A 24740-nucleotide genomic window follows, 5' to 3' on the forward strand; every position below is an offset into this window, starting at 1 on the left:
TTGGATGGAAATCAAAAAACACTTTGGAGTCTATGCTGTTTGCTTTGAAAATAGGAAGTTACTCTGCATTGAAAAAACGAGAGGCCCTTATCAACATCGTTATGATCTACCCGGTGGTAGTCAGCAACTTGGTGAAGGACTGACGGAAACGCTGATTAGAGAAGTTATGGAAGAGACAGGATTTACTGTTAGAAGCTACTCCAATCCTCGAATCTACGATATTTTCGTCAGGGAAGAGTTAAAAAATTGTGTGGTTCACCATATCATGGCATTTTATGATATTGAGGTCAACGAGAAGGAAGCTCAAGTTACTATTTCGGAAGCTGTCTCTGATGGTGCGAATGATTCACTCGGATATGTTTGGATGGATATTCAGAAAATCACAGAAGAAAATGCATCACCATTAGTCTTGAAGATTAAGTCTGAATTATTAGGATTTCCAGAGCTGGACAAGACCTTGTATATGAATTGGAAGGTGAATGATGAGAAACCAACTTGTCCTTAGTGGCGAACAAATTGTTGAAAAAGTTTATCCTCAGTTATTGCACCACGTCGGTATGATTCGTGGAGAATACTTACTGAGAGAGCTCAATCAAAATATCCTATTAGCAAGTTGTCAACAATTTGTAAAAGATTATCTAGATACCATTTGCTCCTTGTACTCAGATGAAGAGGTTTGGTATCGTTTTTCAGAGTTAACAAATACAGAAGCTAATTGTTTAGAGGGGACTAAAGAGCATTTTGATGAAAATCATCCCTTGTTTGGTTATAGAGGAACTAGGCGCTTGCTGGCGTGTCCTGATGAATTTCAGGCTGAAGCACATGTCGTTACAGAAGTTTATCAAACAAATCCCAATCTGTCTGTTATTTTTCCTTTTATCAATGATGCTGAGCAGTTAAAACAAGCTATTAGAGTATTGCGTGAGCATGGTTTTACTGGAAAAGTCGGCACAATGATTGAATTACCGTCAGCTTATTTTGACTTGGACAGGATACTGGAAACTGGTATTTCAAAGATTATAGTTGGAATGAATGATTTGACTTCTTTTGTTTTTGCGACTGTGAGAAACAGTCAATGGCATGATATGGAAAGTCCAATAATGTTAGATATGCTAAGAGATATGCAGGATAAAGCAAGGATAAAAAAGATTGACTTTACTGTAGCAGGCTATCTGAATACTTCTTTCATACAAAAAATGAATCAGATGGGTATCAAGTGTATTATCCACTACAGTTCTATTCCAGAGATTTTTAATTTAGAGATTGATCATCCAGACCACCTCAAACGTATAAAAGAAGTAAGTAAAAAATTACAAAGGAGCAACCCATGACACCGCAAGAAATGTGGAATGACTACAAGCAAATCAACCCCTCTATCGGAGATGAGATAGATGCCTGGGCTTTTGGAGTGGAAGCAGATCTCTTGGCAGATTTGGTTTTAAAAGGCGAAAAGACAGCAACTGCCTCAGCCTACGACCTCTATGCAATAGAAGACGAACCTCTTCCACGAGAAGGAACCTTTGACATCATTTTAGATAGCCAAGATCGAGCTGTCTGCATTGTCGAAATTACTAAGGTTTCCGTTCAGCCCTTTCATCAAGTTTCTGCTGACCATGCCTATAAGGGAAGGTGAGGGAGACAAATCTTTAGCCTATTGGCGTCAGGTTCATGAGGACTGTTTCGCCGAGTGGCTGAGAGAGGCAGGACTGACTTTTACACCTGACAGCAAGGTTGTTTTGGAAGAATTTCGCAAGGTCTACCCACTCTAGACTGCAGAAGGAAGAAAGTTTTGGAAATTACCGTCCAATCCTTTTTTCTAAAGCAAAACATGATATAATAAGTTTGTTTGAAGAAGAGTAAAACTCTTAAACTTAGAATAGGAGAAAACTATGCAAGCAGTTGAACATTTTATTACCCAATTTGTTCCTGAACATTATGATTTATTTTTAGACTTGAGTCGTGAGACCAAGACCTTTTCTGGGAAGGTGACTATTACTGGTCAAGCACAGAGTGACCGTATTTCCCTTCATCAAAAAGACTTGGAAGTCGCTTCTGTAGAAGTTGCGGGTCAAGCTCGTCCATTTACAGTTGATCATGAAAATGAAGCCCTTCATATCGAACTGGCTGAGGCAGGTCAAGTTGAATTGGTCATCGCCTTTTCAGGAAAAATCACAGACAACATGACAGGGATTTACCCTTCTTACTACACAGTTGATGGAGTCAAGAAGGAAGTCTTGTCTACTCAGTTCGAGAGCCATTTTGCGCGCGAAGCCTTCCCATGTGTGGATGAGCCAGAAGCAAAAGCGACTTTTGACCTCGCTCTACGTTTTGACCAAGCAGAAGGTGAAGTGGCCTTGTCAAACATGCCAGAAATTGATGTGGAAAACCGTAAGGAAACAGGCATCTGGAAGTTTGCGACAACACCTCGTATGTCTTCTTACTTGTTGGCCTTTGTAGCAGGTGATTTGCAAGGTGTGACCGCTAAAACTAAAAACGGTACCCTTGTAGGTGTCTACTCAACCAAAGCTCATCCCCTATCTAACCTTGATTTCTCACTGGACATCGCCGTTCGCTCTATCGAGTTTTATGAAGATTACTACGGAGTTAAGTACCCAATCCCTCAATCACTTCACATCGCCCTTCCTGACTTCTCAGCAGGTGCTATGGAAAACTGGGGTCTTGTGACTTATCGTGAAGTTTACTTGGTTGTGGATGAGAACTCAACCTTTGCTAGTCGACAACAAGTTGCCCTTGTTGTGGCACATGAGTTGGCTCACCAATGGTTTGGTAACCTCGTGACTATGAAATGGTGGGATGATCTTTGGCTTAATGAAAGCTTCGCAAACATGATGGAATACGTCTGTGTGGATGCCATCGAGCCAAGTTGGAATATCTTTGAAGACTTCCAAACAGGTGGAGTTCCAGCGGCGCTTAAACGTGACGCGACGGATGGCGTTCAGTCTGTCCATGTCGAAGTCAAACACCCAGATGAAATCAATACGCTCTTTGATGGCGCTATCGTCTATGCCAAAGGAAGCCGTCTCATGCACATGCTTCGTCGTTGGCTAGGTGATGCGGATTTCGCTAAAGGATTGCATGCTTACTTTGAAAAGCACCAGTACAGTAATACCATCGGTCGTGACCTTTGGAATGCCCTTGGTCAAGCATCAGGACGTGATGTTGCAGCCTTCATGGATTCTTGGTTGGAACAGCCTGGTTATCCAGTTCTCGCTGTCAAAGTTGAAAATGACGTCTTGAAGATTTCACAAAAACAATTCTTCATCGGTGAGCATGAAGACAAGAACCGCCTCTGGGTAGTGCCACTCAACAGCAACTGGGAAGGCCTACCAGATACACTCGAAACTGAAAGTATCGAAATCCCTGGCTATGCCGCTCTTCTTGCTGAAAATAAAGGAGCTCTCCGTCTCAACACTGAAAATACAGCCCACTACATTACCGACTATCAAGGAGACTTGTTAGATGCTGTTCTTGCTGAGCTAGAGACACTTGATAATACAAGCAAACTGCAAATCGTTCAAGAACGTCGTCTGCTTGCTGAAGCAGGGCACATTTCTTATGCAGACTTGCTCCCAGTCCTTGATAAACTTTCTAAAGAAGAGTCTTACCTTGTGGTTTCAGCTGTTTCTCAAGTGATTTCTGCCCTTGAGCGCTTTATCGATGAAGGAACAGAAACTGAGAAAGCCTTTAACCGTCTGGTTGCTAAATTGGCTCGTCATAACTATGCCCGTCTTGGTTTTGAAGCCAAAGATGGAGAATCGGATGAAGACGAATTGGTTCGTCAGTTGGCTGTTTCTATGATGATTCGCTCAAATGATGCAGAAGCTAGTCAAGTCGCTAGCCAAATCTTTGCAGCTCACAAGGAAAATCTTGCAGGACTTCCTGCAGCCGTCCGAGCTCAAGTTCTCATCAATGAAATGAAACACCATGAGACCAAGGACTTGGTCGCAACTTATCTGGACCTCTACACTCATGCCACTGATGCGGTCTTTAAACGCCAGCTGTCAGCGGCTCTTGCCTACAGTACAGATGCTGACAATATCCAAACCTTGATTCGTTCATGGAAGGATAAATTTGTGGTGAAACCACAAGACTTGTCTGCTTGGTATTACCAGTTTCTTGCTCATCAAACAACTCAGGAAACTGTTTGGGTATGGGCGCGTGAAAACTGGGATTGGATTAAGGCGGCTCTTGGTGGAGACATGAGCTTTGATAGCTTTGTTATCCTTCCTGCTCATGTGTTTAAGACAGAGCAACGCTTGGCGGAATACAAGGAATTCTTTGAGCCCCAACTTTCTGACCTAGCTCTTAGCCGTAACATCCGCATGGGAATCAAGGATATCGCAGCGCGTGTTGACTTGATTAAGCGTGAAAAAGCAGCAGTAGAAAAGGTTTTGAAAGCAAGTAAGTAATAGATAAAAAACAGCGGATCTTGCAATCTGCTGTTTTTTGGAAGTCAGTATAAAGTGTCCATCCTGAAAATCGTGTTATAATAGCAATGTCAAAGAAATTTTACCTAGAATTGTATAGGATGTTAAAGAATTTCGTCTAGCCAATTCGTGAAGAAAAGAATAATATAAAGAGGAAATGCAGATGTTAGGAAAACAATTAAAATTATTTAGAGAACAAAATGGCTACAGTCAGAATCAAATAGCAGAATGTCTGGGGACGACTCGTCAAACTATCTCAAATTGGGAAAATGATAAAACAATTATAGATAGTCATAGTTTGATTCGCTTAGCTGATTTTTATCAGATCTCTTTAGATGAGTTATGTGGACGAAAAAAGATTCCTGTTTACAAGAATTCAAAGATCAAGTCTATGATTTTAGCTAATGCTTGTACACTTTGGACCTGCTTCGCTTCCACTCATCGCTAAATCAATTGTTTTCCGACTAGCTTTTCAATTCTATTGATTCTAGGAGGACAATGATGTCTTACGTTTATTTAACTCTTGCTATTGTATCTGAAATAGCTGCCACAAGTCTGTTAAAACTGTCGCAAGGTTTTTCGAAAATGCTTTTTGGGATTCTTGCTTTAGTTTTGTATGGCTTGTGTTTTTTCTTTCTATCTTTGTCTTTGAAAGGCATACAACTAAATCTAGTCTATGCTATTTGGTCTGGTGTTGGTTTGGTTGGAACAACTGTGCTATCTATTTTGCTTTTTCATGAAAAAGTAACGTTCGCAAGTCTCTTGGGAATTGCTTTAGTTATTGTGGGGCTTGTTATATTAAACCTATCACAAAAGGTTCACTAATGAGGTAGTATGTTATGGGTGACAATTATTTTAAGAATAAAAGAGTCGTTATTATTGGTGCCAGTGGAAATTTGGGACAAGCCTATACACAAGCTTTTTTTCAAGCAGGTGCTCATTTATTTCTTTTAGGTCGCAATATGAATAAATTAGCCAGTTTTTCTGAGAATATTGCTTCCAAGATTCCGATTTGCTCAGTAGATATAACGAATGAAACTTCTATTAAAGTTGCAGTGTCTGAAGTTCAAAAGTGGTCGGGTAATATAGATATTGTTATTAATGCAACGGGATTTGATGTACGAAAATCTTTATTATCTCACTCTGAGGAGGAGATCAATCAAACTATGACGATTAACCTAATAGGGGCTATCCTTGTCAGCAAACATTTTTTACCTTTGTTAAAAAATCAAAAAGGAGCAACCATTGTGCATTCAGGAGGTTTTGCAGATGGTAGGCTGGCCTTCCCCTATTATAGTGTAGATGTGGCGAGCCGCGCCGGACTTTTTTCTTTTATCGAATCAATGAACCGAGAATTAATACAGGAGCAGAAAAAGATGCATATAACTTATTTTTGCCCCAATGCAGCAGACACACCATCAGAAAAGCCTTATCATCCAGTTTGGAGAGAAATGGGGATCTCTATATCAAGTACAAATCAAGTAACCCAAGCTTTACTTAAAGGTATAAAATCTCGTAAAAGAGTGATTTTGATGGGACAAGGTACAAAGATTTTTACAACATTAAACCTTCTATCCCCAGCAATAGCGGATTATCTTTTACTGAGACGATACGGTCGTATTTTAAAAAAATATTTTGGATAAATTTTCTATTATTTTTCTAAGAATTTTCTCATCTTTTAGTATTCTTTAAGAAAAAATAATTAAGATGTATGTAGCCTAAAGAAAGGATGTGGTGAATTTATGAAGTAGAGCTTCTTCATTTTTTCACAGAAACTTAAAGCAGAAAGAAAGAAAAATATAGAATGAATAAAGAGAAAATGATTGTTGTAGAAAAAAGCACCAAGTGGAGGCTATCAGTAGTAGCAAGTGGTTCTTTAGTGGTCGGCTTGCTTGGTGGTTATATATTCGGTTCTTTGACTCAAAAATCAACAAATCAGCAGTCGACCGTTCAAACATCGAAAACCCAGCAAGATAATCAAGATGGCAATAATATGCAAAGTCACGGTGGACAGCCGCCGCAAGGAAATAATAATCAAGAAGGCGGTAGCAATTCTAAGAAGAAACCAGCCAATGCAGATGGAAGTACGAAGGCCAAGGATATCAATTCTAACCAAAATAATGAAGAAAACACTACAAAATCTTAATCCATTTGTTAAAGCCATGATATAATAATTAAAGAATTATACTAAGATCCAAAAAATGATACAAAAATTCTTTATTTTATAATAACCTTAGATGAAGCTGATTAGTATCTTATAGCAGGAGGAGAACAAGATGATTAAGATTTTACTAGTAGAAGACGACTTAGGGTTGTCAAACTCAGTATTTGACTTTTTGGATGATTTTGCAGATGTCATGCAGGTTTTTGATGGAGAAGAAGGGCTCTACGAAGCTGAAAGTGGCGTTTATGACTTGATTTTGCTTGACCTGATGTTGCCTGAAAAAAATGGTTTCCAAGTCTTGAAAGAATTGCGTGAGAAAGGAATCACGACACCAGTTCTTATCATGACTGCTAAGGAAAGTTTGGATGACAAGGGACATGGTTTTGAGTTGGGAGCGGATGACTACCTCACCAAACCTTTCTATCTAGAAGAACTCAAAATGCGGATCCAAGCCCTTCTCAAACGTTCAGGTAAGTTTAACGAAAACACCTTGACCTTTGGGGATATTGTCGTCAACCTTTCAACGAATGAAGTGAAAGTAGAAGATGCTCCTGTGGAACTACTCGGGAAAGAGTTTGAGTTGTTGGTTTATTTTCTTCAAAATCAAAATGTTATTCTTCCTAAGACGCAAATTTTTGACCGTCTATGGGGATTTGATAGCGATACGACGATTTCTGTTGTAGAAGTCTATGTCTCAAAAGTTCGTAAGAAATTGAAGGGAACAGCCTTTGCTGAAAATCTTCAAACCTTGCGTAGTGTCGGGTATATTTTAAAAGATGTTCAATAAACTAAAAAAAACATGGTATGCGGATGATTTCAGCTATTTCATTCGAAACTTTGGAGTGTTCACCCTGATCTTCTCTGCTATGACCTTGATTATCCTCCAGGTCATGCACTCGAGTCTCTACACTTCTGTAGATGAAAAACTCCAAGCCCTTAGTAGCAGTCCCCAAGCGGTTATCCAGTTAGCCTTGAATCGGGCAACTGAAGAGGTCAAGGATATTCAACCAGCAACAGCGGATGCCAACAAGGCTGAAATCAAGCCCAATGTCAGCTCCAATACGGAAGTCTTGCTCTTTGACAAGGATTTTAACCAACTCTTACTGGGCAATCGCTTTTTAGGATTGGATAAGATTAAGCTGGACAAGAAAGAGTTGAATCACATTCGTCAAATCCAAGTTGTCAATAGCTACGGTCAGGAAGAAACCTACCGGATGATTTTGATGGAAACCAATTCTTCCTCCGTATCAAGCAATGTCAAATATGCGGCGGTTTTAATCAATACCAGCCAGCTCGAGCAAATCAGCCAAAACCACGAGCATTTAATTGTTGTAGTCATGGCTAGTTTCTGGCTCCTGTCTTTAATTGCCAGTGTTTACTTAGCACGTGTCAGTGTCAAACCCTTGCTGGAAAGTATGCAAAAGCAGAAGTCCTTTGTTGAAAATGCCAGTCACGAACTGAGAACGCCTTTGGCCGTTTTACAAAATCGGTTAGAGAATCTCTTTCGAAAACCAGAGGCAACGATCATGGAATCCAGCGAAAGTATCGCTTCGAGCCTTGAAGAAGTTCGCAACATGCGCTTCCTCACGACCAATCTTCTCAACCTTGCACGTCGCGATGATGGAATTAAACCAGAAATAGCAGAAGTATCACCACAGTTCTTTAAGACTACCTTTGCTAACTATGAGTTGATTGCTTCTGAAAATGATCGTATTTTTGAGTATGAAAATCGGATTTATCGTCCCTTCATGACCGATCAGTTGCTCCTAAAACAGCTCATGACCATTTTATTTGACAATGCCATCAAGTATACCGAAGAAGATGGGAAAATTGAGTTTGTAGTTCATGCTACAGATCGTCATCTCTATCTAACAGTAACGGATAATGGAATTGGAATCTCAGCTGCTGACAAGAAGAAAATCTTTGACCGATTTTACCGTGTAGACAAGGCAAGAACCCGTCAGAAAGGTGGCTTTGGTCTTGGACTATCTTTAGCCAAGCAGATTGTAGATGCCTTACGAGGAGCGATTAGCGTAAAAGATAACAAACCTAGAGGAACAATTTTTGAAGTTAAAATCGCTATTCAATCTCCTTCAAAACGTAAGAATAAATAAAAAAGACAGTTAGATAACTGTCTTTTTTGATAACTAGAAAAGAGGTTGGTACTTCTACCAACCTTTATTTTGAAAATTTTCGTTTAATCATCTTTCGTTGAAGTTGTAAAAGGGCGAAACTAAGACCCATTGCAGCGACAAAGGATAAAGCTGTATTTAATTTTATAGCTAAAAAGATAAAACTAAAAAGTGCCATAAAAATACAGAAACAAGCGATATTTACAAAAAATAAAATCTCTTTTAGGTTAGGGCCGACTGGGGCTTCAGGTGTGTAATCTTGGTAAAGCGGAGTTTGTTTCGATTCGGGAGCTTGTTCAAACTCATATGCTTCTAGTTTTCTTGCGGACATGATTCTCTCCTTAACAGTACATAACTATTTTATCATTTTTTATGCAGAGAATTATTACAGAATTGTTACAAAACTACTAAAGTCTCTTATCAACTTCTAAGTCGCTCTCTTGACACCTACAAGGGAAAATGATAGCATGGATGTTACACTTAAAACAGATGACCTAACTTTCTCTATTATAAATATACTGAGAAAGGTAAGGATAACTTATATAAATTGATAGCAAGCTGAGGCTTTTTCCTAAGATGATTTGTTGAGTTGCTACCTGGATACTTTTGAAGAGTATTGATAGGAGTTGTTTTGAATGGATGATAAGACAGAGATTCTGTCTATTGGTCTGGGTGGCATTCTTGCTACCTCTGGGAAAAGTAAAAGGAGATAAGCATGTATCTTGCTATCAAAGAGATATTACGAAACAAACTTCGATATAGTTTGATCTTAACGACCATTTTTCTTATCGCTTTTATGGTCTTTTTTATGACCAGTCTAGCTCTTGGTCTTGTGCGAAACAACCGGGCCGCTATTGATAATTGGCAAGCGACGGGTGTCGTTTTATCCGACTACGCAAATGATAATTTGACGGCATCTTTTATTCCTGAAAAAGACTACAAGGAAAAGAGTTCTGAAGAGGCTGCTCCATTGGGCTATATGTTCGCTGTGACCAATCTAGTCGATGGTAGTGAAAAGATTAACGTTTCCATCTTTGCTCAAAACTGGGACTCTTTTATCTCTCCTAGTTTGACGGAGGGTCGTTATCCTGAAGGAGATGATGAGGTTGTCGTGGATCAGTCTTTTGAGAACTATGGGATGAAGCTAGGTGATGCCATTCAGCTCAATGGAAGCGAAGAGAGTTACAAGATCGTAGGCTTGACTCAAGGAAATAAATTTTTCACTGAGCCTGTTGTCTTTACGAGTCTGACGACTTATTGGATCTTACAAGGAACCTTGAAAGCCAATCGTTCCATCTCTGCCTTGGTATTGAAAAATGATATAGAAGTGGCTGGCGATGGACTGAAACAGATTTCCATTCCAAAAATGATTTCGAAAATTCCTGGTTACACACCTCAGGTGAATGTATTTTCAGGAATGATTCTTGCTATGATTGTCATCACAGGCTTGATTGTGGGTATTTTTGTTTATATCATTACCATCCAAAAACTAGGCCTTTATGGAATAATGCGAGCTCAGGGAATACAGATCAAAACCATTGTATGGTCTCTGTTCTGTCAAATCTTCCTTTTGTCTGGTATGGGGATTGCTTTAGCCTTACTGGCAATCGGAGGAGCGATTTTAGTCTTACCAGCTACCTTCTTTTTCTATCCAAGTTGGATAGCCTACTCTGTCCTAAGTTTGGTAATTTGCTTGATGGCCCTTCTAGGTGGTGTCATTTCACTTCCACGCTTGTTAAAGGTGGACCCGATTACTGCGATTGCAGAATGATAAGGAGAATAGTATGACAGCATTGATTGAAATGACTCAAGTGACAAAAACGTATGGGGAAGGAAAGATGAAAGTCGTAGCCCTGCATGAGACGAATTTTCAGCTAAATGCGGGAGAGTTCGTATCTATCGTTGGGCCTTCTGGCTCTGGAAAGACAACCTTTCTAACAACTCTAGGACAACTTCAGGAAGCATCGAGTGGAAAGATTCTAGTCAAAGGGAAGGAAACAGGCAGTTTGACGGAGAAGGAAAAAACAGACCTCCGTTTTAGAGAGTTTGGTTTCATTCTCCAGGCTTCAAACCTAATTCCTTTTCTAACAGTCAAGGAACAGCTGGATTTGATTGACAGACTGGATAAGGGAAAAAATAGTAAAAGTGACCGAAAAGAGCTCTTTAAGTTGTTGGATTTGGAAAAGGTACAAAATCATTATCCCAAGGCTCTATCGGGTGGTGAACGTCAACGTGCGGCGATAGCTAGAGCGCTCTATAACAATCCAAGCATCGTGCTTGCAGATGAGCCGACAGCCAGTCTTGACACTGAGCGTGCCTATCAAGTAACAGAGATGTTGGCTGCCATTGCCCACGAACAAGGTAGAGGAGTTGTTATGATTACGCATGATACTCGTCTTCTTGATAAGGTTGATCGTATTTATGTTATGAATGATGGCCACCTAGTTGAAAAAACACAAGTATAATAAAGAGAGTGGACGGTACAGGTTAGCGTTCACTTTTTTGATTGGGAAAGATAGAAACAAGTTTAACTTTTTCTGAAACTCTCAGTAACCATAGCTGATTTTTGAGAAATGTGGTATAATTTTTCTTATGGAAAAGATTATCATTACAGCAACTGCTGAAAGTATTGAACAAGTTGAACAACTACTCGAAGCCGGCGTAGATCGTATCTACGTTGGTGAGAAAGATTTTGGACTTCGTCTGCCAACGACCTTTAGTTATGAAGAGTTGCGCACCATCGCTAAGCTCGTTCATGATGCGGGTAAGGAATTGATCGTTGCAGTCAACGCCCTCATGCACCAAGACATGATGGACAGTATCAAGCCCTTCCTAGACTTCTTGGAAGAAATCAAGACAGACTATATTACTGTTGGGGATGCAGGTGTCTTTTATGTGGTCAACCGTGATGGCTATTCCTTTAAAACCATTTACGATGCTTCAACTATGGTGACAAGCAGTCGTCAGATTAACTTCTGGGGTCAAAAGGCAGGAGCATCAGAAGCTGTTTTGGCGCGAGAAATTCCATCTGCTGAACTCTTCAAGATGCCAGAGATTTTGGAAATTCCTGCTGAAGTCTTGGTTTATGGTGCTAGTGTCATTCACCATTCTAAGCGTCCGCTCTTACAAAACTACTATAACTTTACGCATATCGATGATGAAAAGACGCGTAAGCGGGACCTCTTCTTGGCAGAACCGAGTGACCCAGAAAGTCACTATTCCATCTTTGAAGACAATCATGGTACCCACATCTTTGCAAATAACGACCTTGATTTGATGACCAAATTGACAGAACTAGTGGAGCATGGCTTTACTCACTGGAAACTCGAAGGGCTTTACACACCAGGTCAGAACTTTGTTGAGATTGCTAAACTCTTTATTCAAGCGCGTGGCTTGATCCAAGAGGGGAATTTCAGCCATGACCAAGCCTTCTTGTTAGATGAGGAAGTGCGCAAGTTACACACTAAAAACCGTTTCCTCGACACAGGATTCTATGATTACGATCCTGATATGGTTAAATAGGACACCAAAACCCGAAATAAAAATGTTCGGGTTTTTCCAGTGTATCCATGAAATAAAAACGGATACATGTTATAATAAAAATAGCTCTTTAATGGAGGTGTTTAAGTGGAGAATCTGAAAAAGATGGCAGGTATCAAGGCTGCTGAGTTTGTCAAGGATGGCATGGTTGTTGGACTCGGTACTGGATCAACTGCCTACTATTTCGTAGAAGAAATTGGCCGTCGGATTAAGGAAGAAGGTTTGCAGATTACTGCTGTAACGACTTCCAGTGTGACCAGTAAACAGGCTGAAGGTCTTAACATCCCGCTCAAGTCGATTGATCAAGTAGACTTTGTCGATGTGACGGTTGACGGGGCGGATGAAGTAGATAGCCAGTTTAACGGGATTAAAGGCGGTGGTGGTGCCCTTCTGATGGAGAAGGTTGTCGCAACGCCCTCAAAAGAATACATTTGGGTGGTAGATGAAAGCAAACTGGTAGAGAAACTAGGTGCTTTTAAATTGCCAGTAGAAGTGGTTCAGTATGGTGCAGAACAGGTCTTTCGTCGGTTTGAGCGAGCTGGCTATAAACCAAGTTTCCGTGAAAAAGACGGCCAACGTTTTGTGACCGATATGCAGAACTTTATCATTGACCTAGCTTTGGATGTCATTGAAGATCCAATTGCCTTCGGGCAAGAATTGGACCATGTCGTTGGTGTCGTAGAGCACGGCTTGTTTAACCAAATGGTGGATAAGGTCATCGTAGCGGGACGAGATGGGGTTCAGATTTTAACTTCAACAAAAGCAAACTAATCAACATAATAAGGAGACAGACTATGTCAAAATTTAATCGGATTCACTTGGTGGTACTGGATTCTGTGGGAATCGGTGCTGCACCAGATGCCAATAACTTTGTCAATGCAGGGGTTCCAGACGGTGCTTCTGACACGCTGGGACATATTTCTAAAACAGTTGGTTTGAATGTGCCAAACATGGCTAAAATCGGTCTAGGAAATATTCCTCGTGAAACTCCTCTCAAGACTGTACCAGCTGAAAGCAATCCAACAGGATATGTGACAAAATTGGAAGAAGTATCTCTTGGTAAGGATACCATGACTGGTCACTGGGAAATCATGGGACTCAACATTACCGAGCCTTTTGATACTTTCTGGAACGGATTCCCAGAAGAAATCTTGACAAAAATCGAAGAATTTTCAGGACGTAAGGTCATTCGTGAAGCCAATAAACCTTACTCAGGAACAGCTGTTATCGATGATTTTGGACCGCGTCAGATGGAAACTGGGGAGTTGATTATCTATACTTCAGCTGATCCTGTTTTGCAAATTGCTGCCCACGAAGACATTATTCCTTTAGATGAATTGTACCGTATTTGTGAATACGCTCGTTCGATTACCCTTGAGCGCCCTGCTCTTCTAGGTCGTATCATTGCTCGTCCTTATGTGGGTGAGCCAGGTAACTTCACTCGTACAGCAAATCGTCGTGACTTGGCAGTATCTCCATTTGCACCGACTGTTTTGGATAAATTGAATGAAGCTGGTATCGATACTTACGCTGTTGGTAAAATCAACGATATCTTTAACGGAGCTGGTATCAATCATGACATGGGCCACAACAAGTCAAACAGCCACGGAATTGATACATTATTGAAGACCATGGGACTTGCTGAGTTTGAAAAAGGATTCTCTTTCACAAACTTAGTTGACTTTGATGCCCTTTACGGCCACCGCCGCAATGCTCATGGTTACCGTGATTGCTTGCATGAGTTTGATGAACGCTTGCCTGAAATTATCGCAGCTATGAGAGAGGATGACCTTCTCTTGATTACTGCTGACCATGGAAATGACCCAACCTATGCAGGAACAGACCACACTCGTGAATATATCCCACTTTTAGCTTACAGCCCTAGCTTTAAGGGAAATGGTGTCATTCCAGTTGGACATTTTGCAGATATCTCAGCGACAGTTGCGGATAACTTTGGTGTGGAAACTGCCATGATTGGGGAAAGTTTCTTAGATAAATTGGTATAAGATGAAACGCTATGCTTTACTGGTAAGGGGCATTAATGTCGGTGGGAAGAATAAGGTTGTCATGGCGCAACTTCGTCAAGAACTGACAGAGTTGGGACTTGAAAAAGTTGAAACCTACATCAACAGTGGCAATATTTTCTTTACTTCGGCTGTTCCCAAAGCCCAATTGGTTGAAAAGTTAGAGGCTTTCTTTGAAGTCCATTACCCATTTATTCAGAGTTTTTCTTTGCTGAGTCAGGAAGACTATGAAGCAGAGCTGGAAAATCTGCCAGATTGGTGGACCAAAGACTTAGCTCGAAAAGATGTCCTCTTTTACACAGAGGGCTTGGATGTGGATCAAGTTATCGAGAAAGTGGACAGTTTGGAACTGGAAGATGAAGTCGTTCATTTTGGAAAACTTGGTATTTTCTGGGGAAAATATTCCGAAGAATCATACTACGAAACGGCCTATCATAAGTACTTACTCAAGATGCCTTTCTACCGCCAAATCACCATTCGTAATGCTAAAACTTTTGACAAAATTGGTCAAATAATAAAGGAGACACAATGACATTTTTAAATAAGATCAAAGAAACAGCTGCTTTTCTGAAAGATAAAGGAATCCAAGCGCCTGAGTTTGGTTTAATCCTTGGATCAGGTCTAGGAGAACTTGCAGAAGAAATTGAAAATCCAGTTGTAGTAGACTATGTAGACATTCCAAACTGGGGTCGTTCGACAGTAGTTGGTCACGCTGGTAAATTGGTATATGGAGAACTTGCAGGTCGCAAGGTCTTGGCTCTTCAAGGTCGTTTCCATTTCTACGAAGGCAATCCTCTTGAAGTCGTGACTTTCCCAGTACGTGTGATGAAAGTTCTCGGATGCGAAGGTGTCATTGTAACCAATGCTGCAGGAGGTATCGGCTACGGTCCTGGTACTTTGATGGCTATCTCAGACCATATCAACTTTACGGGTCAAAATCCGTTGATGGGTGAAAACTTGGATGATTTTGGTCCTCGTTTCCCGGATATGTCCAAGGCCTACACGCCAGAATACCGCGTTACTGCCCATGAAGTGGCTAAAAAACTTGGTATCAAGCTTGATGAAGGTGTCTATATTGGTGTAACTGGTCCGACTTATGAAACCCCAGCAGAAATTCGTGCCTATAAGACACTGGGAGCAGATGCGGTTGGTATGTCTACGGTTCCTGAAGTTATCGTGGCAGCCCACTCAGGCTTGAAAGTTCTAGGAATTTCATGTATTACTAACCATGCTGCTGGTTTCCAAGAAGAACTCAACCACGAAGAAGTTGTGGAAGTGACAGAGCGTGTCAAAGGTGACTTCAAAGGCTTGCTTAAAGCGATTCTTGCTGAATTGTAATCATGTTAATAGAATTGAGGAGAATTTTTCGAAAGATTCCTTATAATCTTAGATTATTCATAGCAGTAATTCTGCAAGGAATAGTTTCGGGTTTATCTGGTATATTTCTCCATTATCTTTTAGAGATGGCGGAGTGGCTAGCTTTTGGTCATTCAGAGCATCATAATGGATTTTTGACAGATGGAGTTTCCTCCTCACGGATAGGACTAAGTTTAATAATCGTGGGTCTTAGCTCGTCCTTAGTCTGGTACTTCTTGCAAAAAAGGTCGAAGATTTATTCCATCAAAGCTCAGATGAAGGATGAGACTTCACAATACAAGCTTCATTTTTTAAAACAGCTATTTCATTCAATTTGGCAGATTATTGCAGTTGGAGGGGGAGCACCTATTGGCAAAGAAGCTGCACCACGAGAGATTGGAGCCCTATTTGCAGGTCCAATTGGAAAAATATGTATACTGTCTATGAAGGATCGAATCTTTCTCCTTGCTTGTGGTGCTGGTGCTGGTTTATCAGCTGTCTATCAGGTTCCTTTAACAAGTGCTTTCTTCGTTTTTGAGACTCTAGGAATTACTTTATCTATCAAGCGATTTGTCTTAGTCGGTTTGACTACCTATGTGTCTACCTATATAGCAGGCTTGGTTATTTCAGATCATGCTCTTTACCAGCTTCCAGCTATCACATGGTCATTAAAGGAAGTGTGGATTGTCCCTTTATTACTTCTTTTCTTAACTCCCCTAGCTTGGCTTTTTGGTCGCTTAAGTAAAAAAGTGTCTTCAAACAAGATAAAAGATCAACGAATACTTCTCACTTTGCCCTCAGTTTTTCTGTTTCTTGTTGGTCTGGCAAGTTACTTTCCACATCTACTTGGCAATGGACGCATGATGGCTCAGGAAATTATAAATGGTAGCGATGGTAAAACAGTGCTTCTCATGTTTTTCCTAAAAGCAGTGGTCGTTCTTATTATCCTTTGGGCAGGGGCCTATGGTGGTACTCTTACGCCATCTTTTGCCTTGGGGATGGCTGGAGCTGCTCTCTTAGCCATGATTCTAGGTTTGGACAGCCAGTCAAGCATTTTGCTTTTGGGATCGGTTTGCTTTTTATCTGTGACCTTGAGGGCTCCCTGGTCTGCAACTGGATTAGTAATTGGTTTCACTGGGTTAGGTTTAGATTCTCTTCCGTATCTCTTAGTAACGGCTTTCCTAGCTTATGGTTTTGCAAAAGTGTTAGACCGCTTTCCTTGGGCTAGTATACTGTGTAAGATGTCAAAGAATAAAGTAGTTAGGTAGGAAATACCCGTTTCTTCTAATCAAGGATTTATCTTAAAGGATTAAAAACTATTGTCAGTTTATCAATAACTGTTTGAAATAAAAATGAACTAGGCTCGTCGGAGTCATGATTGAATACGATTTTTCCTAGCTATGAAATATAAAAATAAATAAAGAAAGGTAGAGCGAAGTGTTCTAATTTGAACACGAGCGGAAAACTTTTCTAAAACATTGAAAAGTAGGGTAGTTTGGTTTTGAATTGAACCCGAGCTATTCTCCTATTTATTATCAAAATTAAGAAAGAAAGGAATTGAACCCACCCTAAAAGCAGTGGGAAAAAGATAGTTGGTCTAGCGAGCATCGCTCACTGCGCTCAACTCCTATTTTCCCTTCGCTTTTTGACGGGTTTGGTATCTTATATTATGTCTATCCATATTGCTGCTCAGCAAGGTGAAATTGCTGATAAAATTCTTCTTCCGGGGGATCCTCTTCGTGCGAAATTTATTGCGGAGACCTTCCTTGAAGATGCTGTTTGTTTTAACGAAGTGCGGAACATGTTTGGTTACACTGGTACTTACAAGGGCCACCGTGTATCGGTCATGGGAACTGGGATGGGGATGCCATCCATTTCGATTTATGCGCGTGAGTTGATTGTGGACTACGGTGTAAAGAAATTGATCCGCGTGGGAACTGCTGGTTCTTTGAATGAAGATGTCCACGTCCGTGAATTGGTTTTGGCGCAAGCAGCTGCAACCAACTCAAACATCATCCGCAATGACTGGCCACAGTATGATTTCCCACAAATCGCTAGCTTTGATTTGCTAGACAAGGCCTACCATATCTCCAAAGAACTTGGTATGACAACCCACGTTGGGAACGTCTTGTCATCAGATGTCTTTTACTCAAACTACTTTGAAAAGAACATCGAGCTTGGTAAATGGGGAGTCAAGGCTGTGGAAATGGAAGCAGCAGCTCTTTACTATCTTGCTGCCCAACACCACGTTGATGCCCTTGCTATCATGACCATTTCTGATAGCTTGGTCAATCCAGATGAAGACACCACTGCAGAAGAACGCCAAAACACCTTCACTGATATGATGAAAGTCGGCTTGGAAACCTTGATTGCAGAGTGAAATGTAAAAGAAAATCCTGATTTCAAGTTGAATCAGGATTTTTTCATAGATGCGATTTTTTCTGGGTCTGGTGTAACGCGGAGGGTCTTTTGTCCTGTGTAGGTTACAAAGCCAGGTTTTCCACCAGTTGGTTTGTTGAGTTTCTTGACTTCAATCATATCCACTTGAACTAGATTTGACAAACGCCCTTTGGAGAAGTAGGCAGCTAGTTCAGCTGCATCTGTCTTGACTTCATCAGATGGATCAAGATTTCCTGAGATGACGACGTGGCTTCCAGGGATGTCCTTGGCATGGAACCAAAGTTCTTCCTTGCGAGCCATTTTAAAGGTTAGCTCTTCATTTTGCAAGTTGTTACGACCGACATAAATGATGGTTTTGCCATCGCTCGCCAGATACTGTTCTGGTTTTTTGCGTTTCTGGATTTTTTCACGTTGGCGTCTTCTAATGAAGCCAGTTTGGATCAATTCTTCACGGATTTCAGCGATTTCCTCCAGTCCAGCTTGGTTGAGGACGGTTTCCACGCTTTCTAGATAGAGAATGGTAGCCTTGGTTTCTTCGATTAGCTCAGTCAGGTATTTGACAGCTTCTTTGAGTTTCTGGTAACGTTTAAAATAGCGTTGAGCATTCTGGCTGGGAGTCAAGGCCTTGTCAAGCGCAATGATGATAGGCTGATTAGTGTAGTAGTTGTCCAAGGTAACCTGATCTTGGTCATTCGGCACTTGGTGGAGGAAGGTTGTCAGCAACTCGCCCTTTTGACGAAATTCCTCAGCATTGTCTGTCGCCAGTAACTCTTTTTCTTGTTTTTTAAGTTTATGTCGATTTTTCTGAAGTTCATTTTCAACACGACGAATCAGTTCACTGGCTTGCTGTTTGACGCGATCCCGTTCAGCCTTGTCCTTATAGTAGGTGTCCAGCAAGTCAGAAAGACTGGTAAAAGGCTCTCCCACCTGATTTGCAAAAGGAACTGGGCTGAAAGAAGTCTCCGTTAGGAAAGGCTTGGTTTCTTGCCCGAAGAAGTTTCGGAAAGTAGACAGTTTATCACTGACAAGAATGTTTTCCAATTCATTTGCCGTATCACGTCCCAGACCTTGAAAGAGACTTTGAAGATTTTTTGCTGTTAGTTCCTGTGTTTGCAAGATTTCAAAAAGTTTTTCATCCTGGATAGTAAAAGGGTTGCGGGATTCGGTACTTGGCGGAGCGATATAGGTCGAACCTGGAAGTAAGGTACGGTAGCTATTTTGTGAAAAGCCGACGTGTTTGATGACTTCGAGGATTTTATGGCTACTTTTATCGACAAGGAGAATATTGCTGTGTTTGCCCATGATCTCGATAATCAAGGTAGCTTGGATATGATCTCCAATTTCGTTTTTATTGGAAACCGTGATTTCCACAATACGGTCATTTTCCACTTGCTCAATCGACTCAATCAGGGCACCCTGCAAATACTTCCTCAAAACCATGATAAAGGTAGAAGGTTGGGCTGGATTTTCAAAGGTCGTTTGGGTTAGCTGAATGCGTCCAAAAACGGGATGAGCAGAGAGGAGCAGGCGATGGCTTTGGCGATTGCTGCGGATTTGCAAGACCAATTCTTGTTCAAAAGGTTGATTGATTTTCTGGATGCGACCATTGACTAACTCTCTTCGCAATTCCTCAATCATGTGGTGTAAAAAAAATCCGTCAAATGACATCGTTCTCTCCTTGTGATTGTATTCCATAGTATTATATCAAAAAGGTAGAATAAAATCATGGAAATATGGTATAATAAAGCCAAGTAAAGAGAATCGAGAAGCACATGTATATTGAAATGGTAGATGAAACTGGTCAAGTTTCACAAGAAATCTTGCACCAAACCCAAGAAATTTTGGAATTTGCAGCCCAAAAAATAGGAAAAGAAGACAAGGAGATGGCAGTTACTTTTGTGACCAATGAGCGTAGTCACGAACTCAACCTCGAGTACCGTGATACAGATCGCCCGACAGATGTCATCAGCCTTGAATATAAACCGGAATTGGACATTACTTTTGACGAGGAAGATTTGCTTGAAAACCCTGAATTAGCAGAAATGATGTCTGAGTTCGATGCCTATATTGGGGAACTTTTCATCTCTATCGATAAAGCGCATGAGCAGGCTGAGGAATACGGTCACAGCTTTGAGCGTGAGATGGGCTTCTTGGCAGTACACGGCTTTTTACATATCAACGGCTACGATCACTACACTCCGGAAGAAGAAGCGGAGATGTTCGGTTTACAAGAAGAAATTTTAACAGCCTATGGACTCACAAGACAATAAACGAAAATGGAAAAATCGTGACCTTGTATCCAGTTTAGAATTTGCCCTGACAGGCATTCTGACTGCCATCAAGGAAGAACGCAATATGCGAAAACATGCAGTGACGGCTCTAGTAGTCATCCTTGCAGGTTTTGTTTTTCAGGTGTCACGAATCGAATGGCTCTTTCTCCTAATGAGCATTTTCTTGGTAGTAGCCTTTGAGATTATTAACTCCGCTATCGAAAATGTGGTGGATTTAGCCAGTCACTATCACTTTTCTATGTTGGCAAAGAAAGCCAAGGACATGGCAGCAGGAGCCGTGCTAGTTGTCTCTCTTTTTGCTGCAGTGACAGGTGCACTTATCTTTCTCCCACGCATTTGGGATATACTATTTTAAACTATAAGAGGAAATTATGACATTTAAATCAGGCTTTGTAGCCATTTTAGGGCGTCCCAATGTCGGGAAGTCAACCTTTTTGAATCACGTCATGGGGCAAAAGATTGCCATTATGAGTGACAAGGCGCAAACAACGCGCAATAAAATCATGGGGATTTACACCACGGATAAGGAGCAAATCGTCTTTATCGATACACCGGGGATTCACAAGCCCAAAACAGCTCTTGGAGATTTCATGGTGGAATCTGCCTACAGTACTCTGCGTGAAGTGGATACTGTTCTATTCATGGTGCCAGCTGATGAGCCACGTGGTAAGGGTGACGATATGATTATCGAGCGTCTGAAAGCTGCCAAGGTTCCTGTGATTCTGGTGGTGAATAAGATTGACAAGGTCCATCCAGACCAGCTTTTGGCTCAGATTGATGATTTCCGTAACCAGATGGACTTTAAGGAAATTGTTCCTATCTCAGCCCTTCAGGGAAATAACGTTTCTCGATTAATCGATATTTTGAGTGAAAATCTAGAGGAAGGTTTCCAGTATTTCCCAGCTGATCAAATCACAGACCATCCTGAGCGTTTCTTGGTTTCAGAAATGATTCGTGAGAAAGTCTTGCACCTAACTCGAGAAGAGATTCCTCACTCAGTTGCAGTGGTAGTTGACTCCATGAAGCGTGATGAAGAGACAGACAAGGTTCACATCCGTGCAACCATCATGGTGGAGCGTGATAGCCAAAAAGGCATTATCATCGGAAAAGGTGGCGCTATGCTCAAGAAAATTGGGACTATGGCCCGTCGTGATATCGAACTCATGCTAGGGGATAAGGTTTTCCTAGAAACTTGGGTCAAGGTCAAGAAAAATTGGCGTGATAAAAAGCTAGATTTGGCTGACTTTGGCTATAATGAAAAAGAATACTAAGTAGAGGTGGGCTCATGCCTGCTTCTTGTTTTTACAGAAGGAGGACTTATGCCTGAATTACCTGAGGTTGAAACGGTTCGTCGTGGCTTAGAAAAATTGATTTTGGGAAAGAAGATTGCTAATGTAGAAATTGCTTATCCCAAGATGATCAAGACGGATTTGAAAGAGTTTCAAAAGGAAGTGCCTGGTCAAGTAATTGAGTCCATGGGGCGTCGTGGAAAATATTTGCTTTTCTACTTGACAGACAAGGTCTTGATTTCCCATCTGCGGATGGAGGGAAAGTATTTTTACTATCCGGACCAAGTTCCAGAACGTAAACACGCCCATGTTTTCTTCCATTTTGAGGATGGTGGCACTCTTGTATATGAGGATGTACGCAAGTTTGGTACCATGGAATTGCTGGTACCCGACCTTTTGGATGCCTACTTTGTATCTAAAAAACTAGGGCCTGAACCAAGAGAACAGGACTTTGATTTGCAGGTCTTTCAAGCTGCCCTAGCCAAGTCTAAAAAGCCTATCAAATCCCATCTCCTAGACCAGACCTTGGTAGCTGGCCTTGGCAATATCTATGTGGATGAGGTCCTCTGGCGAGCGCAGGTCCATCCAGCTAGACCTTCCCAGACTTTGACGGCAGAAGAAGCGTCGGCCATCCATGACCAGACTATTGCTGTTTTGGGTCAGGCTGTTGAAAAGGGCGGCTCCACCATTCGGACCTATACCAATGCCTTTGGGGAAGACGGAACCATGCAGGATTTCCATCAGGTCTATGATAAGACTGGACAAGCATGTTCGCGCTGTGGGACAGTGATTGAGAAATTCCAGCTCGGTGGACGAGGAACTCATTTTTGTCCTCAGTGTCAAAGGAGGGGCTGATGGGAAAAATCATCGGAATCACAGGAGGAATTGCTTCTGGTAAGTCAACTGTGACAAATTTCCTAAGAGAGCAAGGCTTTCAAGTGGTGGATGCTGACGCAGTCGTCCACCAGCTACAAAAACCCGGGGGTCGTCTTTATCAGCTCTTAGTTCACCACTTTGGGCAGGAAATTATCCTCGAAAATGGAGAACTCAATCGCCCTCTCCTAGCTAGTCTCATCTTTTCAAATCCTGAGGAGCAGGAATGGTCTAAGCAAACCCAAGGGGAAATTATTCGTGAGGAATTGGCTGCACTGAGAGACCAGTTAGCCCAGACAGAAGCGATTTTTTTCATGGATATTCCCCTGCTTTTTGAACAGGACTACAGTGCTTGGTTTGATGAAACATGGCTGGTCTATGTGAACCGTGATGTTCAGGTGGAACGTTTCATGAAAAGGGATCATCTTTCTAAGGAAGTAGCAGAGTCTCGTTTGGCCGCCCAGTGGTCTTTAGAGAAAAAGAAAGATTTGGCCAGTCATGTTCTAGACAACAATGGCAGTCGTGATCAGCTTGTGGCTCAAGTAGTGAAGTTACTTGAAGGAGGCGATAGCTGTGCAAGAGATTAGTTGGAAAGAGAATCTTCGTGTCGCCTGGTTCGGTAGTTTTCTAACGGGCGCCAGCATTTCCTTGGTCGTTCCTTTCATGCCTATCTTTGTAGAGCAGTTGGGAATTGAAGGAGACCAAGTTGCTTTTTATGCTGGATTAGCCATCTCAGTTTCGGCTGTTTCAGCAGCTCTAGTTTCTCCCATCTGGGGTATTCTTGCTGACAAATATGGTCGAAAACCCATGATGATTCGAGCGGGTCTTGCCATGACCATCACTATGGGAGGTTTGGCCTTCGTGCCAAATATCTATTGGCTACTCTTTTTGCGCTTGCTCAATGGTGTATTTACAGGTTTTGTCCCCAATGCGACGGCCTTGATTGCTAGTCAGGTACCTAAAGATAAGTCTGGAGCGGCTCTGGGAACTCTATCTACAGGAGTTGTTGCAGGAACACTGACGGGTCCCTTTGTTGGAGGCTTTATTGCTGAAATTTTTGGCATTCGTAATGTCTTTTTATTGGTAGGTGCTTTCTTATTTTTAGCTGCAATCCTAACCATTTTCTTTATCAAGGAAGATTTTCAACCAGTGGCTAAGGAGAAGGCTATCCCAACGAAAGAAGTATTTTCTTCTTTCAAGTATCCTAGGCTTTTAGTGAATCTATTTTTGACGAGCTTCGTCATTCAATTTTCAGCTCAATTAATTGGTCCCATTCTAGCTCTCTATGTGCGGGACTTAGGGCAGACTGAGAATCTCCTCTTTGTATCAGGATTAATCGTATCCAGCATGGGGTTTTCTAGCATGATGAGTGCTGGAATTCTAGGAAAACTTGGCGATAAGGTAGGGAATCATAGATTGTTAGTTGCAGCGCAGATTTATTCCGTCATCATTTACCTTCTTTGTGCCCATGCAACCAGCCCCCTTCAACTTGGCTTGTATCGTTTTCTCTTTGGTTTGGGAACGGGAGCTCTCATACCAGGTGTTAATGCGCTTCTTAGCAAAATGACTCCAAAATCAGGTATTTCAAGGATTTTCGCCTTCAACCAAGTCTTTTTTTACCTTGGTGGAGTGATCGGACCTATGGCGGGATCCGCAGTTGCAGGATATTTGGGCTACCATGCTGTCTTTTATGCGACAGCAGCCTGTGTAGCTTTCAGTTGTTTATGTAACTTAGTGCAATTTAGATCATTATTAAAAGTAAAGGAAATCTAGTGCGAGTAAAAATCAATCTCAAGTGCTCCTCTTGTGGCAGCATGAATTATCTAACCAGTAAGAACTCCAAAACCCATCCAGACAAGATTGAGGTGTTAAAATATTGTCCAAAGGAAAGAAAAGTAACTTTACATCTTGAATCTAAGTAGAATTTATGGTAAAATAATAGGGATTTTAAGGAGTTTGATATGTATAACCTATTATTAACCATTTTATTAGTATTATCTGTTGTGATTGTGATTGCGATTTTCATGCAACCAACTAAGAACCAATCCGGCAATGTATTTGATGCCAGCTCAGGTGATTTGTTTGAACGTAGTAAAGCGCGTGGTTTTGAAGCTGTGATGCAACGTTTGACAGGTATTTTAGTCTTTTTCTGGCTAGCCATTGCCTTAGCATTGACGGTATTATCAAGTAGATAAGAAATGGGCGAGACTAGGTCTTAGCCTA

At 41.3% G+C, this 24740-nt stretch carries 28 protein-coding genes and 1 pseudogene; 27 read left to right on the plus strand and 2 right to left on the minus strand.

The window, feature by feature from the left end; all coding sequences use genetic code 11:
• The first annotated feature begins 4 nt into the window (after positions 1 to 4).
• From Q4443_RS03615 to Q4443_RS03660, 10 genes and pseudogenes are all read left to right on the plus strand, one after another.
• The gene (locus Q4443_RS03615) at positions 5 to 505 is read left to right on the plus strand and encodes an NUDIX hydrolase (RefSeq protein WP_049479733.1); all 501 of its coding nucleotides are present in this window, start codon (positions 5 to 7) and stop codon (positions 503 to 505) included.
• Entirely contained in the window at positions 483 to 1331 is an 849-nt protein-coding gene (locus Q4443_RS03620; RefSeq protein ID WP_049518537.1) for a putative PEP-binding protein, read from the plus strand. Before Q4443_RS03615 ends, Q4443_RS03620 begins: the two co-directional genes overlap by 23 nt.
• Positions 1328 to 1769 (plus strand): annotated as a pseudogene (locus tag Q4443_RS03625) (ASCH domain-containing protein). Before Q4443_RS03620 ends, Q4443_RS03625 begins: the two are co-directional and overlap by 4 nt.
• Positions 1770 to 1889: 120 nt before the next feature.
• Positions 1890 to 4430: a M1 family metallopeptidase gene (locus tag Q4443_RS03630; RefSeq protein WP_303407961.1), complete on the plus strand. Its 2541-nt coding sequence runs from the start codon at positions 1890 to 1892 to the stop codon at positions 4428 to 4430.
• Between the two features lie 181 nt (positions 4431 to 4611).
• On the plus strand, positions 4612 to 4896 hold the full coding sequence (locus Q4443_RS03635; protein WP_049505707.1) for a helix-turn-helix transcriptional regulator: 285 nt from the start codon (positions 4612 to 4614) through the stop codon (positions 4894 to 4896).
• 50 nt (positions 4897 to 4946) lie between these two features.
• The gene (locus Q4443_RS03640) at positions 4947 to 5273 is read left to right on the plus strand and encodes a multidrug efflux SMR transporter (RefSeq protein ID WP_009013481.1); all 327 of its coding nucleotides are present in this window, start codon (positions 4947 to 4949) and stop codon (positions 5271 to 5273) included.
• A gap of 14 nt (positions 5274 to 5287) precedes the next feature.
• Positions 5288 to 6091: an SDR family oxidoreductase gene (locus Q4443_RS03645; protein ID WP_000502736.1), complete on the plus strand. Its 804-nt coding sequence runs from the start codon at positions 5288 to 5290 to the stop codon at positions 6089 to 6091.
• A gap of 161 nt (positions 6092 to 6252) precedes the next feature.
• Positions 6253 to 6594: a hypothetical protein gene (locus tag Q4443_RS03650; RefSeq protein WP_049505708.1), complete on the plus strand. Its 342-nt coding sequence runs from the start codon at positions 6253 to 6255 to the stop codon at positions 6592 to 6594.
• Positions 6595 to 6724: 130 nt separating this feature from the next.
• Positions 6725 to 7399 carry a two-component system response regulator CiaR gene (ciaR, locus tag Q4443_RS03655; protein ID WP_049518544.1) on the plus strand — a complete coding sequence of 225 codons (675 nt, stop codon included), beginning with the start codon at positions 6725 to 6727 and terminating at the stop codon, positions 7397 to 7399.
• Positions 7389 to 8726, plus strand: a complete 1338-nt coding sequence (locus Q4443_RS03660; protein ID WP_125328031.1) for a cell wall metabolism sensor histidine kinase WalK — start codon at positions 7389 to 7391, stop codon at positions 8724 to 8726. The genes ciaR and Q4443_RS03660 overlap by 11 nt, the downstream gene beginning before the upstream one ends.
• 64 nt (positions 8727 to 8790) lie before the next feature.
• Here the strand turns inward: Q4443_RS03660 and Q4443_RS03665 are convergent, their stop codons facing one another.
• Positions 8791 to 9075: a DUF3270 domain-containing protein gene (locus tag Q4443_RS03665; protein WP_125328030.1), complete on the minus strand. Its 285-nt coding sequence runs from the start codon at positions 9073 to 9075 to the stop codon at positions 8791 to 8793.
• A gap of 384 nt (positions 9076 to 9459) precedes the next feature.
• On the opposite strand from Q4443_RS03665, the gene Q4443_RS03670 reads away from it, so the two are divergent.
• From Q4443_RS03670 to deoD, 9 genes are all read left to right on the plus strand, one after another.
• Complete coding sequence (locus tag Q4443_RS03670; protein ID WP_303407964.1) at positions 9460 to 10515, plus strand: ABC transporter permease; 1056 nt, start codon at positions 9460 to 9462, stop codon at positions 10513 to 10515.
• Positions 10516 to 10528: 13 nt separating this feature from the next.
• A complete protein-coding gene (locus Q4443_RS03675; RefSeq protein WP_049518550.1) occupies positions 10529 to 11209 on the plus strand; it encodes an ABC transporter ATP-binding protein in 681 nt (226 codons plus the stop codon).
• Between the two features lie 127 nt (positions 11210 to 11336).
• Positions 11337 to 12266 carry a peptidase U32 family protein gene (locus Q4443_RS03680; RefSeq protein ID WP_303407965.1) on the plus strand — a complete coding sequence of 310 codons (930 nt, stop codon included), beginning with the start codon at positions 11337 to 11339 and terminating at the stop codon, positions 12264 to 12266.
• Between the two features lie 105 nt (positions 12267 to 12371).
• Positions 12372 to 13055, plus strand: a complete 684-nt coding sequence (gene rpiA / locus Q4443_RS03685; protein ID WP_049505712.1) for a ribose-5-phosphate isomerase RpiA — start codon at positions 12372 to 12374, stop codon at positions 13053 to 13055.
• A 23-nt stretch (positions 13056 to 13078) separates the two neighbouring features.
• Positions 13079 to 14290 (plus strand): phosphopentomutase, encoded by a 1212-nt coding sequence (locus tag Q4443_RS03690; RefSeq protein WP_049518555.1) that lies wholly within the window; start codon positions 13079 to 13081, stop codon positions 14288 to 14290.
• A gap of 1 nt (position 14291) precedes the next feature.
• Positions 14292 to 14840: a DUF1697 domain-containing protein gene (locus Q4443_RS03695; RefSeq protein ID WP_049518557.1), complete on the plus strand. Its 549-nt coding sequence runs from the start codon at positions 14292 to 14294 to the stop codon at positions 14838 to 14840.
• Positions 14837 to 15646, plus strand: coding sequence for a purine-nucleoside phosphorylase (locus Q4443_RS03700; protein WP_049518558.1), 810 nt, complete (start codon positions 14837 to 14839; stop codon positions 15644 to 15646). The genes Q4443_RS03695 and Q4443_RS03700 overlap by 4 nt, the downstream gene beginning before the upstream one ends.
• A gap of 2 nt (positions 15647 to 15648) precedes the next feature.
• Positions 15649 to 16932 carry a chloride channel protein gene (locus Q4443_RS03705; protein ID WP_049518560.1) on the plus strand — a complete coding sequence of 428 codons (1284 nt, stop codon included), beginning with the start codon at positions 15649 to 15651 and terminating at the stop codon, positions 16930 to 16932.
• A gap of 401 nt (positions 16933 to 17333) precedes the next feature.
• The gene (deoD, locus tag Q4443_RS03710; protein ID WP_000022105.1) at positions 17334 to 18044 is read left to right on the plus strand and encodes a purine-nucleoside phosphorylase; all 711 of its coding nucleotides are present in this window, start codon (positions 17334 to 17336) and stop codon (positions 18042 to 18044) included.
• 32 nt (positions 18045 to 18076) lie between these two features.
• Here the strand turns inward: deoD and pavA are convergent, their stop codons facing one another.
• Positions 18077 to 19732: an Rqc2 family fibronectin-binding protein PavA gene (gene pavA, locus Q4443_RS03715; protein WP_216733842.1), complete on the minus strand. Its 1656-nt coding sequence runs from the start codon at positions 19730 to 19732 to the stop codon at positions 18077 to 18079.
• A gap of 104 nt (positions 19733 to 19836) precedes the next feature.
• Here pavA and ybeY point away from each other — a divergent pair, with 104 nt between their 5' ends.
• From ybeY to secG, 8 genes are read left to right on the plus strand one after another with little or no spacing between them, the layout of a single operon-like run.
• On the plus strand, positions 19837 to 20334 hold the full coding sequence (gene ybeY, locus Q4443_RS03720; RefSeq protein WP_132973187.1) for an rRNA maturation RNase YbeY: 498 nt from the start codon (positions 19837 to 19839) through the stop codon (positions 20332 to 20334).
• Positions 20315 to 20710: a diacylglycerol kinase family protein gene (locus Q4443_RS03725; protein ID WP_000378185.1), complete on the plus strand. Its 396-nt coding sequence runs from the start codon at positions 20315 to 20317 to the stop codon at positions 20708 to 20710. Before ybeY ends, Q4443_RS03725 begins: the two co-directional genes overlap by 20 nt.
• 16 nt (positions 20711 to 20726) lie before the next feature.
• The gene (era, locus tag Q4443_RS03730) at positions 20727 to 21626 is read left to right on the plus strand and encodes a GTPase Era (RefSeq protein ID WP_000143274.1); all 900 of its coding nucleotides are present in this window, start codon (positions 20727 to 20729) and stop codon (positions 21624 to 21626) included.
• A 48-nt stretch (positions 21627 to 21674) separates the two neighbouring features.
• A complete protein-coding gene (gene mutM, locus Q4443_RS03735) occupies positions 21675 to 22499 on the plus strand; it encodes a DNA-formamidopyrimidine glycosylase (protein WP_049520790.1) in 825 nt (274 codons plus the stop codon).
• Positions 22499 to 23104, plus strand: coding sequence for a dephospho-CoA kinase (gene coaE, locus Q4443_RS03740; RefSeq protein ID WP_000516170.1), 606 nt, complete (start codon positions 22499 to 22501; stop codon positions 23102 to 23104). The genes mutM and coaE overlap by 1 nt, the downstream gene beginning before the upstream one ends.
• Complete coding sequence (locus Q4443_RS03745; RefSeq protein WP_049518565.1) at positions 23091 to 24290, plus strand: multidrug efflux MFS transporter; 1200 nt, start codon at positions 23091 to 23093, stop codon at positions 24288 to 24290. The genes coaE and Q4443_RS03745 overlap by 14 nt, the downstream gene beginning before the upstream one ends.
• A complete protein-coding gene (gene rpmG, locus Q4443_RS03750; RefSeq protein WP_007519517.1) occupies positions 24290 to 24439 on the plus strand; it encodes a 50S ribosomal protein L33 in 150 nt (49 codons plus the stop codon). The genes Q4443_RS03745 and rpmG overlap by 1 nt, the downstream gene beginning before the upstream one ends.
• A gap of 39 nt (positions 24440 to 24478) precedes the next feature.
• Complete coding sequence (secG, locus tag Q4443_RS03755) at positions 24479 to 24712, plus strand: preprotein translocase subunit SecG (RefSeq protein WP_303407972.1); 234 nt, start codon at positions 24479 to 24481, stop codon at positions 24710 to 24712.
• The last annotated feature ends 28 nt before the right edge of the window (positions 24713 to 24740 follow it).

This window comes from Streptococcus sp. GP0011 (assembly GCF_030546305.1).
GTDB lineage: Bacteria > Bacillota > Bacilli > Lactobacillales > Streptococcaceae > Streptococcus.

Bases quoted from the DNA above. Each gene is read 5' to 3' on its own strand.
- Q4443_RS03615 (WP_049479733.1), top strand. From the start codon at position 5: ATGGAAATCAAAAAACACTTTGGAGTCTATGCTGTTTGCTTTGAAAAT.
- Q4443_RS03620 (WP_049518537.1), top strand. From the start codon at position 483: ATGAGAAACCAACTTGTCCTTAGTGGCGAACAAATTGTTGAAAAAGTT.
- Q4443_RS03630 (WP_303407961.1), top strand. From the start codon at position 1,890: ATGCAAGCAGTTGAACATTTTATTACCCAATTTGTTCCTGAACATTAT.
- Q4443_RS03635 (WP_049505707.1), top strand. From the start codon at position 4,612: ATGTTAGGAAAACAATTAAAATTATTTAGAGAACAAAATGGCTACAGT.
- Q4443_RS03640 (WP_009013481.1), top strand. From the start codon at position 4,947: ATGATGTCTTACGTTTATTTAACTCTTGCTATTGTATCTGAAATAGCT.
- Q4443_RS03645 (WP_000502736.1), top strand. From the start codon at position 5,288: ATGGGTGACAATTATTTTAAGAATAAAAGAGTCGTTATTATTGGTGCC.
- Q4443_RS03650 (WP_049505708.1), top strand. From the start codon at position 6,253: ATGAATAAAGAGAAAATGATTGTTGTAGAAAAAAGCACCAAGTGGAGG.
- ciaR (WP_049518544.1), top strand. From the start codon at position 6,725: ATGATTAAGATTTTACTAGTAGAAGACGACTTAGGGTTGTCAAACTCA.
- Q4443_RS03660 (WP_125328031.1), top strand. From the start codon at position 7,389: ATGTTCAATAAACTAAAAAAAACATGGTATGCGGATGATTTCAGCTAT.
- Q4443_RS03665 (WP_125328030.1), bottom strand. From the start codon at position 9,075: ATGTCCGCAAGAAAACTAGAAGCATATGAGTTTGAACAAGCTCCCGAA.
- Q4443_RS03670 (WP_303407964.1), top strand. From the start codon at position 9,460: ATGTATCTTGCTATCAAAGAGATATTACGAAACAAACTTCGATATAGT.
- Q4443_RS03675 (WP_049518550.1), top strand. From the start codon at position 10,529: ATGACAGCATTGATTGAAATGACTCAAGTGACAAAAACGTATGGGGAA.
- Q4443_RS03680 (WP_303407965.1), top strand. From the start codon at position 11,337: ATGGAAAAGATTATCATTACAGCAACTGCTGAAAGTATTGAACAAGTT.
- Q4443_RS03690 (WP_049518555.1), top strand. From the start codon at position 13,079: ATGTCAAAATTTAATCGGATTCACTTGGTGGTACTGGATTCTGTGGGA.
- Q4443_RS03695 (WP_049518557.1), top strand. From the start codon at position 14,292: ATGAAACGCTATGCTTTACTGGTAAGGGGCATTAATGTCGGTGGGAAG.
- Q4443_RS03700 (WP_049518558.1), top strand. From the start codon at position 14,837: ATGACATTTTTAAATAAGATCAAAGAAACAGCTGCTTTTCTGAAAGAT.
- Q4443_RS03705 (WP_049518560.1), top strand. From the start codon at position 15,649: ATGTTAATAGAATTGAGGAGAATTTTTCGAAAGATTCCTTATAATCTT.
- deoD (WP_000022105.1), top strand. From the start codon at position 17,334: ATGTCTATCCATATTGCTGCTCAGCAAGGTGAAATTGCTGATAAAATT.
- pavA (WP_216733842.1), bottom strand. From the start codon at position 19,732: ATGTCATTTGACGGATTTTTTTTACACCACATGATTGAGGAATTGCGA.
- ybeY (WP_132973187.1), top strand. From the start codon at position 19,837: ATGTATATTGAAATGGTAGATGAAACTGGTCAAGTTTCACAAGAAATC.
- Q4443_RS03725 (WP_000378185.1), top strand. From the start codon at position 20,315: ATGGACTCACAAGACAATAAACGAAAATGGAAAAATCGTGACCTTGTA.
- era (WP_000143274.1), top strand. From the start codon at position 20,727: ATGACATTTAAATCAGGCTTTGTAGCCATTTTAGGGCGTCCCAATGTC.
- mutM (WP_049520790.1), top strand. From the start codon at position 21,675: ATGCCTGAATTACCTGAGGTTGAAACGGTTCGTCGTGGCTTAGAAAAA.
- coaE (WP_000516170.1), top strand. From the start codon at position 22,499: ATGGGAAAAATCATCGGAATCACAGGAGGAATTGCTTCTGGTAAGTCA.
- secG (WP_303407972.1), top strand. From the start codon at position 24,479: ATGTATAACCTATTATTAACCATTTTATTAGTATTATCTGTTGTGATT.